Genomic DNA, 16895 nt, shown 5'->3' with positions numbered 1-16895 from the left:
ATCCTCCCTCAATTAGGGGCTAAGAGACGCTTCACGAATGGCACTTGCACCATAATCATTAATCAGCGTGATTTTAATCTTAGCCGTATTCGGAATAGAGTCTGAACTTTTAACGCTCCAGCTGACGGTGCTATACGGTGCTATCATCTCATTTTGCTTAACCAACACATCTTTCGAAGGCGCGAGTAAACGTAGCTCTTGCACACTGGCGTAATAGGCTGTTGGATTATTGACACTCAACTGTTTGGTTTGCATATCAAATTTAAAGTTCAATTTATCCAGTGTCTGCGCGGAGTTGCCCACCAAATTTTTAGGTCGATAAAATACTTTGACGCGGTTTTTAAACACCACCATTAGACGGTTTTGATCCGCATCCTGTTTTTTTGCAGCAGGATATTGTAAAAAGTTTAAAAAATATAAGGATTCACGGTCCTGAGTGACCTGATCAGCACCTACAAAACGTACACGTACCGTTTGTCCCGCATTGGGTTGCATACGAAAAATTTGAGGGCTTACCACAAAAGGAGCTTGAGCAGTCTCAAGTGTAGAGTTTTCATCGCCTTCATCCAGCCAGATTTGCACCAAAGCAGGTGCGACATCTTTATTCTGTAGATTGATGGCTTTTTCGTTTTGACCATCCGCCAAAATCACACGCGTGCCTGTCAAAACTACACCAGCAAATGAATGACTCACCACAAAAGAACTTACGGCGATCATCAGCATTTTCGACATGCGGCTAAATATAGCGTTCATACTGTCCTCCACCTATTTTTGATATTATTATTTTATTGAGATATCTGCCGCCCTTGCGGCAGATATAAAGTACTCTTTTATTATTGGTAGCTTAGGGTGTATTCAACCACACCTGTGACTGCACCTGCTGTAGCAGCACCATTTTCAGCAATATATTGTGCACCGAATTGATGGTTTGCAGCGGTCTCACCTGCTTTTAAGACAAGTCCTGGCACAGACGTTACCCCGTTTAAGGTAATTGGTGTAGTACCAGCAGCATCACTGGTTAACTGAATCGCAACGTTGCCCGCTGGGTTAGTTGCCGCTACGTTTCCTAGATTACCACCAGCGGTCACAGATTGACCTAAAAATTTGGTTTTAATCTGTGTATCTGCGCCAGCAGTCGCACAATCTTTTACAGCGATTGTAAATGGAGTTAATCCGGCGGTTGCACCCGCAGAAGCTAAGCTTGATTCAGGTACAGTTGCGAGTAAAACAATCGCATTTTCCTGACCATTCACTTCTGCCTGACAGGTTTGGGTTGACACTTCACCCTGAAAGGTCACGGTTGGCGCTGCGTTTGCCAAAACTGGAACCATCATTCCAACAGCCATCATCGCCACTAAATTTTTTGTCAGTTTCATTGTCGTCTCCTCAGCTTTTAAAAACGCCCGACTTGGATAAAAACACTTGAAATGTGAGTCGGTTCACCTTTTCTTTCATTTGTAATTCTGATCCATTTTGTATAGTTTTTCTTATCAATTTATGCAAAAAAAGTTTTCATTACAAACAAAAGTCATATAAATCATATGGATTTAACTCAATAGCTGATTTAGATATTAAAACTTTTAAAATCAATCTATTATTTTAAAATAAACTTTTATTAAATGAAAAAAATAGAAGATAATAAACAAAATTCAGAGCAAAACAGTTGGTTTTTATTTAATTTTTCTAAATAAAACTATCATATTGATCTTAATTTAAACAGAACGATGGAAAATTCAAAATATTGTATTGTTTTTAAGAGATAATTTATAAAAAATAATAATAAATACTTAATTATTATCAATAAATTTTACACCAAAAGGTAAAAATAACTGCTTTTTTAGACAAGAAATTCATGATCATTCTTCTTAAAATAGATGTTGAAACCTAAAGACCTCCATCTTAGTGTTTCATAACCGCCAGTAGCATTTGCCCCAAACCCTTAAGCGAATGCTACTTTTTAAGCCTATATACCGATATTGGTATATAGGTCTTTTTTTTTGTCTGTTTTACTCAATTTAAAACAGCACAATCTTCGCTGCCCCATACCATAAATATCAATAACAAAATCCCAACCACATTCATTTAAATTGCTGCCACAATTCAATCTATAACTCATCGTTAGGCAATGATCAAAGGAGTATCATTTTGAATATTCAACAAAAAGATGATGGCAAACACGGCGCATTTGAACTACATGATAGCGAAACTTTGGCTGGTGAAATGGTCTATACATGGGCAGGTGAAAAAATGTTGATCATTGACCACACTGATGTAGCCGATGCATATCGTGGACAAGGCGTAGGACGCAAGCTTTTAGATGCTGTGGTTGATTTTGCCCGTAAAAACCAGATCAAAGTTATTCCATTGTGTCCGTATGCCAAATCTGTGTTTGATAAGGATCCCTCTATTCGTGATGTACTCAGAGACGCTTAATTACCCTTATACTTCAAGTGTCATATACATGACACTTGTCTTTGCTCTATGAATAAAAACACGGGTCTATTGAACATTTTGCTCAGAAGACTCAGGCTGCTTTTCTGCTTGACGCGCCCAATAGGTTGCCAAAGCAGCACCAGAAATATTGTGCCATAAGCTAAAAATCGCACTAGGAACCGCAGTGATGGGAGAAGCAGCAAAATGCACCGCAGCCAATGCCACGCCTAAACCTGAATTTTGCATTCCCACCTCAATCGAAATGGCTTTACTATCGTAATGCGATAGCTTTAAGCAGCGACTTGCCCAATAGCCGATTAAAAACCCCAAACCATTATGTAAAATTACCACGACTAAAATCAGCAAACCTGATTGCAAGATAGACGCCTTACTTGCTCCAATAATGGCTGCCACAATGAGTACAATTGCTACCACTGAAATCATCGGCATGACTTGTATATAACGTTGAACCTGTATTTTAAAATACTGGCGCAAGAGCAAACCAAGCAGAATAGGAACTAACACCACCTGTAGAATCGAAATAAACATTGAACCAACATCAATCTTGATCCATTGACTTGCCAATAAATAAAAAATAGTCGGTGTTAAAATAGGCGCCAACAAAGTTGATACGGAAGTACAAGCCACCGAAAGTGCAGTATTGCCTCTTGCCATATAGGTAATGACATTGGAGGCTGTTCCTCCGGGACAACAACCCACTAAAATCACCCCAATTGCAATAGCAGGTGGTAATTGAAATAAGGTACACAACAGATAAGCAAGACTTGGCATTACTACAAAATGCGCCACCACACCAATCAATACTGCTCTGGGATAACGAAATACGCCTCGAAAATCACTGAGCGTGAGGGTCATGCCCATCCCGAGCATAATTAAACCTAATATCCATGGAATATAAGCTGTCAGCCAGACAAAATAGCTAGGTTGCCATAGGGCAATGGCTGAAAAAACAATCACCCAAATCGCAAAGGTTTTTTGCATCCACTGGGTCAGGCGCAATATCCACGGCATACTTAGACTCTTTCAACTCAACAAATCAGTTGCCTATATTGCTCGGTTATATTTCTTTAAGCAATTGTGCTGCGCTTATTCGTTTGACGCCTACTTTTAACATTTCTTGCCAAGCGTGTTGCAATGAACCATTTAAATCAATGGCTTTACAGGCATCGATCACCACATAGCTTTCAAATCCTGCTTGTTTGGCATCCATGGCAGTCCATGCCACACAAAAATCAGTCGCAATTCCTGTGATATACACCGTATCAATACCGCGTTCTTTTAAATAACCCGCAAGCCCTGTGGAGGTGCTTCGATCCGCTTCCATAAAAGCAGAGTAACTATCAATTTCTGCATGAAAACCTTTACGAATAATAAGCTGAGCCGAAGGAATATTTAAATCTGGATGTAATTCGGCATCCTGCGTTCCCTGTACACAATGCGTCGGCCACAGCACTTGCGTTCCATACGCCAGTTCAATGCTGTCAAACGGTTGCTTACCGGCATGGTTTTCAGCAAAAGAAATATGATCAGCAGGATGCCAATCCTGCGTCAATATAATATTGTCAAACACACCCGCTAAACGATTAATACACGGGATAATTTCATCAGCGTGTGCCACAGCTAGATGACCACCGGGCGTAAATCCATTTTGTACGTCCACCACGATCAAGGCTGTATTTTTTCCGTGCGCCATTACGCCACTCCTGTTTTATGGGTCATCATGCTTGATGTCTTTGACATCTTATAAGAAGGATTGAGTTTAAATAAAGTCTACATGCCAATCGAATCATCTTTTATATCGTACTTAACACATGCCACCTGCTTGTATCTAGCATAAAAATCAGTAGCGATCCGATAAAGTTTTAATGGGTTTGACTAAAGCATATTGTTCTTATGTCTCCGATCAGTCATAATTTGCAGAATAGTTATTCAACAAAATATTTTTTGTTGAGACACTAAATCAAAAGACTGCAAAACCATCCATATTCCTTTTTTTATTTTATTGGATGGCACAATAGGATATTTTTTTAAAATGACTCAGCAAGCTCAGACCCTGCAAGGCTCAATTGTCGCACTCGTCACCCCAATGTTTGAAGATGGTAGCGTAGATTGGAAGAGCCTCGAAAAGCTGGTTGAGTGGCATATTGATCAGGGAACCAACGGTATCGTAGCCGTTGGTACAACAGGCGAACCATCGACCTTAAGCATGGAAGAACACACGCAAGTGATCAAAGAAATCATTCGTGTGGCAAACAAACGTATTCCCATTATTGCAGGTACAGGTGCAAACTCTACTCGCGAAGCAATTGAACTAACTCAAGCTGCCAAAGAGCTGGGAGCTGATGCTGCTTTACTGGTGACCCCTTATTATAATAAACCGACACAAGAAGGTTTATTTCAACATTTTAAAGCCATTGCAGAAGCCGTTGACTTGCCACAAGTGCTGTACAATGTACCCGGCCGTACTGGCGTAGACATGCTCAATGAAACTGTGGTACGTCTGGCTGATATTGCTAATATTGTCGGTGTCAAAGATGCAACAGGCGATATTCCACGTGGTACTGAACTGATTCAGGCATTGGATGGTAAAATTGCGGTGTTTTCTGGCGATGATGAAACCGCTTGGCAACTGATGCTTGCAGGTGCAAAAGGTAATATTTCGGTGACTGCAAATGTTGCGCCAAAAATCATGAGTGAGCTATGTGCTACCGCTGTCAGTGGTCAGGCAGCAGAGGCTGAAGCCGTTAACAATAAAGTTGCAAATGTACACAATAATCTATTTTGCGAATCGAACCCAATTCCTGTGAAATGGGCGGTACATGAAATGGGACTCATTGGAACAGGTATTCGTCTGCCTTTGACTCCTCTTGCACAGCAATATCGCGAACCACTCCGTAATGCCTTGAAAGCAGCGGGAATTATTCAATAAGAGCAGATTATGATGCAGTTACGACTTGGACTAACTTTTGCTATTGCCGCTATGGGTTTAGTAGGCTGTAGTAGTTTTAATAATCATTCTTTAGATTATAAGAATACCACTACGCTTGCTCCACTCCAGTTCCCGACAGATGCAACCGTGCGCCCATTTACGCCACTGTATCCTGCGCCGACTGTAGATCAGCTTGCGATTGACAATGCACCTAAGCTTGAAAACAAACAAGGGACGCGTTTTGCATTACCTCGTCCAGCTTCAGTCAGTTCTAATGCAGTCACTGCCAACAATGTAGATTCTACGGCTGCCATGAGTCGTCCTCAGCTTGTAGTCGATGGCAATAGAAATCCATTACTGCAAATGAACGGATCGACTGCTGAGATTTGGCAATATACCGTTGCCACACTGAGTAGTCTGAACTACACAGTGCTCAGCGAAAATAAAACAGGTTATGAAGCCACCATTAAAGTGGGGCAGCAAACCTATGTGCTGAAACTGACAGGTGTCGGCAGTACACATAATCTTGCTTTATTTAATCCAGACAACAGTTTTGCCGATCCAGCAAAAGCCACTGAATTGCTTAACCAGATTTATCAAAATTGGCCAGCCTAGGCTTTCTCTAGGCAATTTTTTCTTGAAAAAGGTTCCCCCATGTTAAAACAAACCTTGCTCTATACTGGTAAAGCCAAATCTGTTTATGAAACAGATGATGCAGACCATTTGATTTTAGTCTTTCGTGATGATGCCTCAGCATTTAATGGCGAAAAAATCGAACAACTGGATCGTAAAGGTAAGGTCAACAACCGTTTTAACGCCTTTATTATGGAAAAACTGGCTGAAGCAGGCATCGAAACGCATTTTGAGAAATTGCTGACACCAAATGAAGTGTTAGTTAAAAAACTTCAGATGATTCCTGTGGAATGTGTGATTCGTAATTATGCTGCTGGTTCGCTATGCCGCCGTCTAGGTGTAGAAGAAGGCAAAGAGCTGACTCCGCCAACATTTGAGTTGTTCTATAAAGATGATGGTCTGGGCGATCCAATGGTGAATGAATCTCAAGCCATTGCTTTAGGTTGGGCAACTGCTGAACAGCTTGAAAAAATGAAAGAGTTGACCTACAAAGTCAATGATGTGTTAAAAGCACTTTTTGATGCTGGCAATATGATTCTGGTTGATTTCAAACTTGAATTTGGTGTGTTTCACGACCGTATTGTATTGGGTGATGAATTCTCTCCAGATGGTTGCCGTTTGTGGGACAAAGACACCAAGAAAAAACTGGATAAAGACCGTTTCCGTCAAGGTTTAGGCGGTGTGGTTGAAGCTTATGAAGAAGTTGCAGCACGTTTAGGTATTGATTTAGACAATATCTAAGCAAGTTTGCTTATATTCAAAACGAGTCAGTGATCTGGCTCGTTTTTATTTTCTGCTATGTATAAACTAATCAACAAATTTGATTAAATTTTTTCTACATTAACGAATTTCATATTGTGCCAAACCTGTCCAACTGCCCGTATAGTTTGCAGTCTGGTATAGCTTCGAATTTTTAATTTCATATTGGGCAAGTCGAGTCCAGCCATCGACATGATGTACAGTACGATATACTTTATTGTCTCTAATTTCATACTGCGGTTGAGTGTTCCAACCATTTACATGATAAGGCGTACGATAAATTTTGTGGTCTTTGATTTGATATTGTGCCAAGCCATTCCAGCCATCAACATGGCTAAGGGTCCGAAAGATTTTATTGTTCATCAAGCTTTACTATTCCATTGAATTTACCAGTATTGTATTCAAAATCATGAACTAGCTCAAAATTTGTGCCTATTTGCTCACAAAAAACTAACCAGAGATCTCCATACTCCAGTTTTTTAATCTGATATAAAAAAATACACAAAAGCTGACTGAATGCTCTGGATTCACATCCATTTATTTTTTAAAAAGAAATTATAACGCCTTACGATCATCATATTGACCGCCAAAAAAGAATGACATGAGGAATACTTTGATGAATGAAAACGAAAAAGAGCAGGAAAAACAGACCGATAATACTCTCACTTGGCGTGAAAAAATGGCCATTGAAGAGCACGAAAAACTCTCTCCCCGACTGGTTTATGAAATCATTCGTAAAGATGGCATTGAAGAATTGGAACGCCCTGCCAAGGCATTAATTTTTTCAGGCATAACCGCAGGCATCGTGATCAGTTTTTCTTTTGTATTTAAAGCTATTCTCAATGCCTATTTACCTGAGGCCAAATGGGCATTTTTAATTGAAAATATGGGCTATACCGTCGGTTTTGTTTTGGTGATTTTAGGGCATATGCAGCTTTTTACTGAAAATACCATTGCAACCGTTGTGCCTTTATTTAAAAACTTTAGTCTGGATAAATTAAAAGCTGTGCTGCGCTTATGGGGCATTGTCTTTATTTCCAATTTGACTGGAACCGCACTGGCAGCTTTATTTTTATTAAATGTTCAGCTATTTGAACCCAATATTGATCAGGCACTCGAACAACTCGCCCATCATGTCGCCAGTTATAGCGTTGCCGAAAATGTGATTAAAGGCATTCCCGCAGGGATTTTAATTGCCTCGCTGGTCTGGATTTTACCGTCAGCCAATAATAAATTTTTGCTGATTTTCTTTATTACCTACTTAATGGCGCTTGGTGGCTTTACCCATGTCATTGTCGGCTCTGCGGAAATGGCGTATTGGGTCTTAAAAGGTCAAGCCAGCCTTTCTGAATATTTTTTCCAGTTTTTACTCCCCACAACACTGGGCAATATTATCGGGGGGACAGGCGTGTTTACCCTACTTATTTATGGTCAGGTCAATGAAGAACTGGAATAACCTGCCAGTTATTGCTGTTGCTGTTCCTGCCAACGGCGTTGCTGAAGTCGTTCACCTTCAACTTCGCGTTTGTTACGTGCCGACTCATACAGTTTTGTGCCTTTTAGCTCAGGTGGCAAATAGTCCTGTAACACAAAATGTTCAGGATAATTATGCGGATACAGATAATATACCCCATAACCTTGTTGTTTCATGAGTTTGGTCGGCGCATTTCTTAAGTGGAGTGGCACAGGTAAATTCGCTGTTTTTTCTGCAAGCTCTAAAGCGCGATTAATCGCCAAATAGGTACTATTACTTTTTGGACTGGTCGCCAGATAAACTGCACATTGACCCAAAATAATCCGTGCTTCGGGCATGCCGACCGCTTGGACTGAACGGAAACATTCACCTGCCAATAACAAGGCATTCGGATTAGAATTGCCAATATCTTCTGAGGCTGCAATCAACATGCGCCGTGCAATAAATACGGGATCTTCACCGCCTTTTAACATTCTTGCCATCCAGTACAGCGTCGCATCAGGATCACTACCACGAATAGATTTAATAAATGCCGAAATAATATCGTAATGCTGCTCACCCGATTTGTCATAACGTGCAATATTTTGCTGGGCAACTTTGACCGTTACCGCATTGGTCACGATATTTTCAACATCTGCCTCGAACGTACTGGCAATCAAGTCAATTAAATTCAGTGCCTTACGCGCATCACCCGCCGCAAACTGAAGCAGTGCATCATATTCCTCAATCTGAATATGCCGCTGTTTTAAAAAAGGATCGGTTTGAATAGCTTTATCGAGTAAGCTTCGAATCGCATCCTGATCCAGTGAGTTTAAGGTATACACCTGACAGCGAGACAATAAGGCACTATTGACTTCAAAAGACGGGTTTTCTGTGGTTGCCCCAATTAAGGTGATTTTGCCTTTTTCAACCGCATTGAGTAAAGCATCCTGCTGCGATTTATTAAAACGGTGAATTTCATCAATAAACACCACAGGTGTCAGTAAATCGCCACTTTCCGCAATAATTTCACGGAGCTCTTTTACCCCGGTATTCAGTGCAGACAAACTGACAAATGGACGATCTATCGCCTGTGCCAGTAATAGTGCAATGGTGGTTTTGCCTACCCCAGGCGGTCCCCAGAAGATAATTGAAGGTAAATGTCCCTGATCAATCATCTGACGCAATGGCGCGTGTTCGCCCAGTAAATGATCCTGCCCAATAATCTCGGACAAATCACGTGGACGTAACCGTTCTGGAAGTGGGATATGGCTATCTGACATAACAAATGTGACTGCAATAAACTCGAACAACTATGCTGTAACAAGCGCACAGATAATTCAAGTACTGACGCAATAGAATGTGTTTAGATTTACCCTACAATTTTTCAAGACAGCACTGTTAATTTGCAGTCAATTTTAACAGTCCTGCCTTGTCTCCATCTTCAATGACCCAGATTGAGCCGTCCTGAGATTGGGTTAAACCGCGAATTCGCTGCTTCATATCAATACGCTGAACCTCGTGAACAGGATTTGTCTTTAAATCCACCACCGTAATCGACTCAGAAGACAAACCTCCAATCAGTGCCTTAGCTTTCCACTGTGGAAATTGATCACCTTGATAAATCATCATACTGGACGGAGAAATGACTGGGGTCCAGCTTATTTCTGGTGCTTTAAACTCAGGTCGAGTGGCATGGTCTGGGATCGGCAAGCCTGAATAATGATCACCATTGGAGACCACAGGATAACCATAGTTTGCCCCTTTAATAATACGATTCAGTTCATCGCCGCCTTTAGGTCCCATTTCGACCACCCAAAGCTGACCTGTTTCATCAAAGGCCATCCCCAAAGGGTTACGATGTCCTAAGGACCAGATTTGTGCTGCTACCCCTCCCTGACTGGCAAATGGATTGCCTTCAGCAGGTGTACCATCCTCATTTAAACGTAAAATTTTACCTAAATTTGAACTCATGTCCTGTGCAGGGTCAAATTTTTGCCGCTCACCCGAACTGATCCAGAGTTTACCCTCACGATCAAAAGCTAAACGATGTCCATAATGTCCCTGACCCGATACTTTCGGTACTTGTTGCCAAATTTTTTCTAAATGAGTGAGTTTTGGCTGATCTGAAGTGCTTAAATCCAATTTAGCACGTGCTACCACAGCCCCTTGACCGCCTTGACCCGCCTGGGCATAGCTTAAATAAATCCAGTGATTTTGAGCAAATTGAGGATGTAAAATCACATCACCCAAACCACCCTGTCCACCATAGCGAACTTTTGGGACACCAGATACATTCAGCATTTGTTGAGTGCTCGGATCAAAAATTTTCAGCTTGCCCTGACGTTCAGTGATCAGTAAATGTCCATCTGGCAGTACGCTGATTGCCCATGGCTGATTCAATTGCGCAATACGTTGCGTTCGAAATGTTTGAGAAATTGTTGTCTTGCTTTGAGCGCGCTGCTCTTGCTGCTGCATGACTTGAGAGTGGGTATTGTTTGAACCACATGCTGTTAAGAGTAAAACACCGCTACACAGTAACGACGTGGCATATTGCTTCGTCATCTTTTACACCTTTTGCTTTATGTGCTGTCTTATTTTTATCTTAACCAGTCAGGTTCAAATGAATACCTTAAAAATGTAGTTTTACTTTATTTGCTATGCAACAGGTTAACATCACATTATCAAGCTTAGTGTACCTCATCAGAATGTTGCTTCAGGCTTTGTATTATTTTGCAATCATCAATGGTCGTGGTGGACTGACAACGGGCACGTAACTGTTCAAGCTGCATTTTAAATTTTTCAAATTGCTGAATTTTATGTTGTATATGTCCAAGATGTTCTTCAATCGCTTGATCGACCACTTTACACTGTTGTTGTGGCTGCTTAAGCAATTCATTTAAATCTTCAATTTCGTGTAAAGACATGCCCAGCTCACGACAATGCCGAATAAAAATCAGTTGATCCAGCGCGTCATCATCATAATAGCGATAATTATTTTCCGCTCGTTTTGCAGGCAAAAGCAAACCGCGTTTTTCATAAAAACGAATGGTATCCACCGCAACCTGAGATTTTTTTGCCAATTCACCAATCAAATATTTCATCATAAGACTTGACCCTAGAGCGACTCCAGACTTTCTAATCAGCTTATCGAAAGTAGAGGACATTGCCAATGGCTTGCTGTAACTGTGATCATGACGACATTCCAAAAGTCAAAAGCAACAAGTTTAAAATTGCCTTATGGATTGCACTGATTTTAAATCTGGGTATGTTCTTGATTGAAATCTTTGGAGGCATGCAGGCAGGTTCTGCCTCTCTTTGGGCCGATGCACTGGATTTTTTTGGAGATTCGATTAATTATCTGATTTCATTGTTGGCATTGGGTCTGAGTCTGTATTGGCGTGCGACCGTCGCGCTGTTAAAAGGTTATACCATGAGTCTCTTTGCACTGATTATTTTGGGAAAAGTAGTTTGGTCATATCTGCATGGCGTTCCACCTGAAGCCATGACCATGGGCATCATTGGATTTATGGCACTCATTGCCAATATTCTTAGTGCTGTGGTGCTATTTGCGTTTCGTGATGGCGATGCCAACATGCAATCAGTCTGGTTATGTAGTCGTAATGATGCGATTGGCAATATCGCGGTGATGATCGCAGCATTGGGTGTGTTTGGAACACAAAGTGTCTTACCAGATTTGTTTGTGGCTGTATTGATGGCGGGTTTAGGACTGAGTGCAGGCTGGACCATTATCAAACAGTCTCAGCGTGAACGCCGTAGCCAACAGCAAACTCACGTATCACATTCACATTAATTTGTTTTTTAGCGAATCCAGCGGACGATATAATCCTCAATATCGTCCTCTGCCACAGCCACTTCGGAAACACATCGTTTGGCGGCCGATTTACCTGCTTTAATCACACTTTGACGTGAACCTGTATTGAGATAATGCCACGAAGGTAAATTTTTACCTTCATTTAAGCGGCGATAAGCGCAACTAGAAGGTAGCCAACGGATGGTTTTTAGCTTTTCTGGCGTGAGTTGAATACAGTCTGGAACAAACTGATGCCGATTGGCATAGTCTAAACAACGCGCGGTTTGACAGTCGAGTAATTTACAGGCGACTTTGGTATAGGCAATTTCAGCACTATCTTCATCTTCAAGTTTGATCAAACAGCATAAGCCGCAACCATCACACAAAGCTTCCCACTCCACCTGAGTGAGTTGCTCAAGCGAATAATGTTTCCAGAAAAATGGACGTGTTTCAGTGTTCATAAAGCAGGTGATCCAAGCGCGAACACACATTATAACACTGTTTCCAATATGCATCCTTTACATAGTTTTTGTAACACAATTGATTGAATATTAAAGACAATATACAGATTGCACACATAAACAACACATAGCTTTTGTCATATCGGTTTTATATTAAAAGCACGATAAATATAAGGAGATTAGAATTATGTTTCGCTGGGCGATTATTTTTGCAGTGATAGCATTAATTGCGAGTTTATTAGGTTTCGGTGGTGTTGCTGGTTTATCCAAAGACTTTGCAGTGATCTTACTCGTAGTTGCGGTCATTCTTGCGATTATTGGCTTTATTTCACGTGGTCGAGTGTAAAACTTCGATACATCTAAAATAAATAAATCCATGACTGTATTCTAAAAATGATGATAAAAAGAAGAACCTAAGGTTCTTCTTTTTATTTTTGCATTGTGCAATTTAGTGATGTTTTTGACTATTTTTAAACCATTTAAATTTTCAGCATGAAGTCAAATTGATTACACTCGATAGCTCTAGCATTGCTTATTTAAACTTATTATTTTAATTTCAGTTTGTATAGAAGGATTTAAGTCATGGCATCGAACATCAGCACACGTGAAATTCACTATACTGCCAAAGATGGATCAAGTTTGATTGGCTATTTTGCTGCACCCATCAGTGAGACCCCAGTCGCAGGCGTCATTGTTGCACCTGAATGGTGGGGCAGAACTGAATATACTGAACAACGCGCCCGTGAGTTGGCAGAACAGGGTTATGCAGCGCTTGCAATCGATATGTATGGCGATAAAAAAGTCACTGATGCCGCTTCACAGGCCAATGAGTGGATGACACAAACCTTTCAGGATCCAGATACCATTGTAACCCGTGCCAATGCAGGTTTAGAAACTTTGGCTGCACAGCCTGAGGTTAATCCAGAGCAACTGGCTGCTATTGGTTTCTGCTACGGTGGTAAGGTCGTATTAGATTTGGCTCGTTCTGGTGCGGCTTTAAAGGCAGTGGCTTCATTTCATGGTACATTGACCCCTAAAGCACCTGCTGAATCAGGCAAAATTCAGGCCGAAATTTTAGTGTTACATGGCGAGCTGGATAGTATGGTAACACTGGATGATGTTGCCCAGTTTAAAACCGAAATGGACAACGCCAAGGTGAACTATGACGTGATTGTTCTAGGCAATGCCAAACACGGCTTTAGTAACCCATTGGCAGATGAACGTGCCAAAACCAACGGGGTTGATCTTGGTTATAATGCCAGTGCAGAACAACAAAGTCTCACAGCGATGTATGCCTTACTGGAAAGAAATTTATCGTAAATACACGGTTCACATTGCCAGACGGGGTGTAATCAACACCTCCATTCAAGCGAAACAAACAGGATGAATAAAATGACTGAGACAAAATGCCCTTATTGTGAATTTGACGAATATGATGTCATTCATAAAAATGACTTTGGTGCGATTCTGCCTGAGCCTCATCCCTTGTCAAAAGGACACTCCGTCATTATTCCCTTACGTCATGTTGGTTCTTTTTTCGATGTCACCGACAAAGAACGTAAGAGCCTGATTTCTCTGATCGAAATGGCGCGTAATGAACTACAAATCAGACATCAACCTGATGGTTTTCATATTGCCTTTAACGACGGTGAAGTCTTTGGTGAACAGGCAGAACATCTGCATATCCACATTATTCCGCGTTATCAGGATCAGGAGCTGAAACTGGATAAACGCTGGGGAATTATTCAGGCTTAGTGCTTGATTTCATCACACAGATGATCTTCGGATCATCTTTTTTATGTGGAAAAAACACGCTAAATAGCTTGCTCAGGTCAATTTGAGTATACTGCTATTCTTGATTTTTGCTGTCTGTGTTCATGTCTGAATTTTGTTTTTCCGATGCCTTACTCAATTGGTTCGATCATTATGGTCGCCATGACTTGCCGTGGCAAATTGCCGATGATCCTTATAAAGTCTGGGTCTCTGAAATTATGTTACAGCAAACCCAAGTCAAAACAGTCTTGCAATATTTTGATCGTTTTATTGCACGTTTTCCTACAGTGGATGATTTAGGCACAGCCACATGGGAAGATGTTGCACCGTATTGGGCAGGGCTAGGCTATTACGCCCGTGCGCGTAATTTGCATAAGGCGGCTACTCAAGTCCATGACAACGGTCAATTTCCGCAAAATCTTGAACAATGGATGGCACTGCCCGGGATTGGTCGTTCCACAGGGGGCGCGCTGATGTCTTTGGGCTTACGTCAATACGGCGTGATTCTGGATGGCAACGTTAAACGCGTATTATCACGTTTTTTTGCCATTGAAGAGGATCTGTCCAAACCTGTACATGAACGTGCTTTATGGCAGATTGCCGAGCAACTTTGTCCTGTGGAACGTAATCATGATTACACCCAAGCGATTATGGATTTAGGTGCAACAATCTGTACACCCAAAAAACCACTCTGTCTCTATTGCCCGATGCAGCAGCACTGTAAAGCACATCAGCAGGGTCTGGAAAATGAGCTTCCCTTTAAGAAGCCTAAAAAAGCAGTGCCTGTCAAAACTGCGGATGTCGTTTTAATTCAATCTGATGAACAATGGTTTTGGCAACAACGAGATTCACAGGGTTTATGGGGTGGATTGTGGTGTTTACCGATTATTGAAAATCAAAGCCAACTGCTACAATGGCGCTCACAATTTGATCTAAAACCGATCTCCAGACAGATTCAAATCTCACATAGCTTCACCCATTTTACATGGTTGCTGAATGTACACATGTTCCACGTGGAACCAGAGCAGCAAGAACATCTGATCACGGAGTTAAAGGGTTGCTGGTTAAGCCCTGAACAAGCAACAGCAAGAGGTATTCCGACTGCCATGAAAAAATTGATCTTGGCTATCAATTCGTGACATAGTGCAGATCATGACCATAACAATAATGGAGAGCCTGTGCCTCGCTATCTCCCCTATCTCATTCTTGGCTTTGTCATCAGCCTTGTTGCCGCCTGTACCACAGCACCGAAAAAATCGCAGCCTTTACCCGCCAATCGCGTTTCTCAATTACAAATGCAAAGACTGGATACGCGCTTACCCATTCCGGTTAAAGGAATCAAGCGCACTGAATTGACGGATACATGGGGCGCAGCACGTAGTCAGGGTCGCCGCCACGAAGGGATCGACATTATCGTTCCACGTGGAACAAAAGTGTACAGCACGACCGATGGATTAGTTGCAGATTTGCGTAATAATAATCTGGGCGGCAAGGTCATCTGGATTTTAGGACCGGCGGGTTCATGGCATTATTATGCACATCTGGATGGACACAAACGGGGTCTTGCCGTTGGAGATTGGGTCAAAAAAGGTGATCTGATTGGTTATGTCGGTAATACTGGAAATGCCCGCTCTACTGCACCCCATTTACATTACGGTCTTTATTTATCAGGTAAGGGACGCAATGCGGTTAACCCTTATCCATATTTACGTTAGGAAAATGAATCATGTCTGAAGCCCTGATTAATCGTCTGGTCGAATTTGCAGAATCTGGTAATCAACAAAAAATTTGTATTCGTCAACAGGTTTATCAAGGCTGGATTATGGAAATTTCGGAAGATGCACTCCTTATTAGTACAGGTTATGCCGACAAATCTGGGAAAGATGTCTGGATTAAATTTGAAGATTTAAACCAAGCTGAACTATCGTATTGGGATACCGCTTCAGATCAGTGGCAAACATTTGTACTGTAGACAAAACTATGCCTGCAAGAGTACGCATCAACATTAGCGTCGCGCAGGCACCCAAGCCGTGGCTTCACTGTCTTCATCATAATAATAACCATTCGGAATAGTCTGTAATTCAATCAGCATGCCCCAAGGTGAAAGTGCGTAAATACTCGCACTCCCTGCGCTGTCTTCATGTCGTGAATTGTCATGCAACTCATCTAACAAGCTTCCTCCAGCTTCACGTATGCGAGCCACGCACGCCTCAATATCGTCACAATACACCGACATATGATTAATACCATAATCAGAAAGCTTTAGCGGCGGACGCTGTTCAGGTGCTTCTATCTGAAACAGCTCCAAACCGGGACCATTACCCAAACGTAACATCCTCTGACGAATGATTTTGGAACCTTGAACTAAGCCTAATTGTCGTTCCACAATTTTACCCTGTCTGGGTGGATCATTGAATGTTAAACCGTCATAACACCATGTTGTGCCTAATGCCTGTTTAAAGAAAGCTGTCGCCTGATCCAGATCAGGAACAGTAATTCCAATATGGTTGATTCCGCGTGGCAACTCACCAAAGTGATCCGAGGCACTTGAAACACTGCTGTTATTTTTCATTCGGATGGTTCTCCATAAATGATCTTAGAAATTTTAATTTGTTGGGT

General features: G+C 41.5%; 22 protein-coding genes. 12 read left to right on the top strand and 10 right to left on the bottom strand.

Annotation, left to right across the window (positions count from 1 at the left end):
* Positions 1 to 12: 12 nt before the first annotated feature.
* Positions 13 to 753 (bottom strand): fimbrial biogenesis chaperone, encoded by a 741-nt coding sequence (locus tag E0D95_RS11190; protein WP_130803871.1) that lies wholly within the window; start codon positions 751 to 753, stop codon positions 13 to 15.
* Between the two features lie 80 nt (positions 754 to 833).
* Positions 834 to 1376 (bottom strand): fimbrial protein, encoded by a 543-nt coding sequence (locus E0D95_RS11185; protein WP_130803870.1) that lies wholly within the window; start codon positions 1374 to 1376, stop codon positions 834 to 836.
* 769 nt (positions 1377 to 2145) lie between these two features.
* Between E0D95_RS11185 and E0D95_RS11180 the strand changes: the two genes are divergently transcribed.
* Positions 2146 to 2433, top strand: coding sequence for a GNAT family N-acetyltransferase (locus E0D95_RS11180; RefSeq protein WP_130803869.1), 288 nt, complete (start codon positions 2146 to 2148; stop codon positions 2431 to 2433).
* 66 nt (positions 2434 to 2499) lie between these two features.
* On the opposite strand, the gene E0D95_RS11175 is transcribed toward E0D95_RS11180, so the two are convergent.
* Complete coding sequence (locus E0D95_RS11175; protein ID WP_130803868.1) at positions 2500 to 3465, bottom strand: bile acid:sodium symporter family protein; 966 nt, start codon at positions 3463 to 3465, stop codon at positions 2500 to 2502.
* Between the two features lie 46 nt (positions 3466 to 3511).
* On the bottom strand, positions 3512 to 4147 hold the full coding sequence (pncA, locus tag E0D95_RS11170) for a bifunctional nicotinamidase/pyrazinamidase (RefSeq protein ID WP_130803867.1): 636 nt from the start codon (positions 4145 to 4147) through the stop codon (positions 3512 to 3514).
* Between the two features lie 339 nt (positions 4148 to 4486).
* On the opposite strand from pncA, the gene dapA reads away from it, so the two are divergent.
* Genes dapA through purC form a run of 3 tightly spaced genes read left to right on the top strand, consistent with a single transcriptional unit; the run spans position 4487 to position 6757 of the window.
* Complete coding sequence (dapA, locus tag E0D95_RS11165) at positions 4487 to 5383, top strand: 4-hydroxy-tetrahydrodipicolinate synthase (RefSeq protein WP_130803866.1); 897 nt, start codon at positions 4487 to 4489, stop codon at positions 5381 to 5383.
* A gap of 9 nt (positions 5384 to 5392) precedes the next feature.
* A complete protein-coding gene (locus E0D95_RS11160) occupies positions 5393 to 5998 on the top strand; it encodes a lipoprotein-34 precursor (NlpB) (RefSeq protein ID WP_130803865.1) in 606 nt (201 codons plus the stop codon).
* A gap of 39 nt (positions 5999 to 6037) precedes the next feature.
* Positions 6038 to 6757, top strand: a complete 720-nt coding sequence (purC, locus tag E0D95_RS11155; protein ID WP_130803864.1) for a phosphoribosylaminoimidazolesuccinocarboxamide synthase — start codon at positions 6038 to 6040, stop codon at positions 6755 to 6757.
* A 99-nt stretch (positions 6758 to 6856) separates the two neighbouring features.
* On the opposite strand, the gene E0D95_RS11150 is transcribed toward purC, so the two are convergent.
* Complete coding sequence (locus E0D95_RS11150) at positions 6857 to 7138, bottom strand: hypothetical protein (RefSeq protein WP_130803863.1); 282 nt, start codon at positions 7136 to 7138, stop codon at positions 6857 to 6859.
* Between the two features lie 253 nt (positions 7139 to 7391).
* Here E0D95_RS11150 and E0D95_RS11145 point away from each other — a divergent pair, with 253 nt between their 5' ends.
* Complete coding sequence (locus E0D95_RS11145) at positions 7392 to 8231, top strand: formate/nitrite transporter family protein (protein ID WP_130803862.1); 840 nt, start codon at positions 7392 to 7394, stop codon at positions 8229 to 8231.
* 8 nt (positions 8232 to 8239) lie between these two features.
* Here the strand turns inward: E0D95_RS11145 and E0D95_RS11140 are convergent, their stop codons facing one another.
* From E0D95_RS11140 to E0D95_RS11130, 3 genes are all read right to left on the bottom strand, one after another.
* Positions 8240 to 9511, bottom strand: coding sequence for a replication-associated recombination protein A (locus E0D95_RS11140; protein WP_130803861.1), 1272 nt, complete (start codon positions 9509 to 9511; stop codon positions 8240 to 8242).
* A gap of 118 nt (positions 9512 to 9629) precedes the next feature.
* Positions 9630 to 10793: a PQQ-dependent sugar dehydrogenase gene (locus E0D95_RS11135; RefSeq protein ID WP_130803860.1), complete on the bottom strand. Its 1164-nt coding sequence runs from the start codon at positions 10791 to 10793 to the stop codon at positions 9630 to 9632.
* Between the two features lie 125 nt (positions 10794 to 10918).
* Complete coding sequence (locus E0D95_RS11130) at positions 10919 to 11335, bottom strand: Cd(II)/Pb(II)-responsive transcriptional regulator (RefSeq protein WP_130803859.1); 417 nt, start codon at positions 11333 to 11335, stop codon at positions 10919 to 10921.
* A 65-nt stretch (positions 11336 to 11400) separates the two neighbouring features.
* On the opposite strand from E0D95_RS11130, the gene E0D95_RS11125 reads away from it, so the two are divergent.
* The gene (locus E0D95_RS11125; protein ID WP_130803858.1) at positions 11401 to 12042 is read left to right on the top strand and encodes a cation efflux transmembrane domain-containing protein; all 642 of its coding nucleotides are present in this window, start codon (positions 11401 to 11403) and stop codon (positions 12040 to 12042) included.
* 8 nt (positions 12043 to 12050) lie between these two features.
* On the opposite strand, the gene E0D95_RS11120 is transcribed toward E0D95_RS11125, so the two are convergent.
* On the bottom strand, positions 12051 to 12503 hold the full coding sequence (locus E0D95_RS11120) for a YcgN family cysteine cluster protein (protein WP_130803857.1): 453 nt from the start codon (positions 12501 to 12503) through the stop codon (positions 12051 to 12053).
* Between the two features lie 187 nt (positions 12504 to 12690).
* Between E0D95_RS11120 and E0D95_RS11115 the strand changes: the two genes are divergently transcribed.
* From E0D95_RS11115 to E0D95_RS11090, 6 genes are all read left to right on the top strand, one after another.
* Positions 12691 to 12849, top strand: a complete 159-nt coding sequence (locus E0D95_RS11115) for a DUF1328 domain-containing protein (RefSeq protein WP_004933640.1) — start codon at positions 12691 to 12693, stop codon at positions 12847 to 12849.
* 236 nt (positions 12850 to 13085) lie between these two features.
* Positions 13086 to 13823, top strand: a complete 738-nt coding sequence (locus tag E0D95_RS11110) for a dienelactone hydrolase family protein (RefSeq protein ID WP_130803856.1) — start codon at positions 13086 to 13088, stop codon at positions 13821 to 13823.
* Positions 13824 to 13895: 72 nt separating this feature from the next.
* A complete protein-coding gene (locus E0D95_RS11105) occupies positions 13896 to 14258 on the top strand; it encodes an HIT family protein (RefSeq protein WP_130803855.1) in 363 nt (120 codons plus the stop codon).
* A gap of 122 nt (positions 14259 to 14380) precedes the next feature.
* Entirely contained in the window at positions 14381 to 15415 is a 1035-nt protein-coding gene (gene mutY, locus E0D95_RS11100; protein ID WP_130803854.1) for an A/G-specific adenine glycosylase, read from the top strand.
* Between the two features lie 39 nt (positions 15416 to 15454).
* A complete protein-coding gene (locus E0D95_RS11095; RefSeq protein WP_130803853.1) occupies positions 15455 to 15991 on the top strand; it encodes a M23 family metallopeptidase in 537 nt (178 codons plus the stop codon).
* An 11-nt stretch (positions 15992 to 16002) separates the two neighbouring features.
* Positions 16003 to 16248 carry a hypothetical protein gene (locus tag E0D95_RS11090; RefSeq protein WP_130803852.1) on the top strand — a complete coding sequence of 82 codons (246 nt, stop codon included), beginning with the start codon at positions 16003 to 16005 and terminating at the stop codon, positions 16246 to 16248.
* A gap of 33 nt (positions 16249 to 16281) precedes the next feature.
* Here the strand turns inward: E0D95_RS11090 and E0D95_RS11085 are convergent, their stop codons facing one another.
* On the bottom strand, positions 16282 to 16848 hold the full coding sequence (locus tag E0D95_RS11085; protein ID WP_130803851.1) for a VOC family protein: 567 nt from the start codon (positions 16846 to 16848) through the stop codon (positions 16282 to 16284).
* Positions 16849 to 16895 lie beyond the last annotated feature (47 nt).

Origin of the sequence: Acinetobacter ihumii, assembly GCF_900625095.1 — a bacterium.
Classification (GTDB): domain Bacteria; phylum Pseudomonadota; class Gammaproteobacteria; order Pseudomonadales; family Moraxellaceae; genus Acinetobacter; species Acinetobacter ihumii.
The sequence above is the reverse complement of the archived record's forward strand: the minus strand, read 5'-3'. Positions and strand labels throughout refer to the sequence as shown.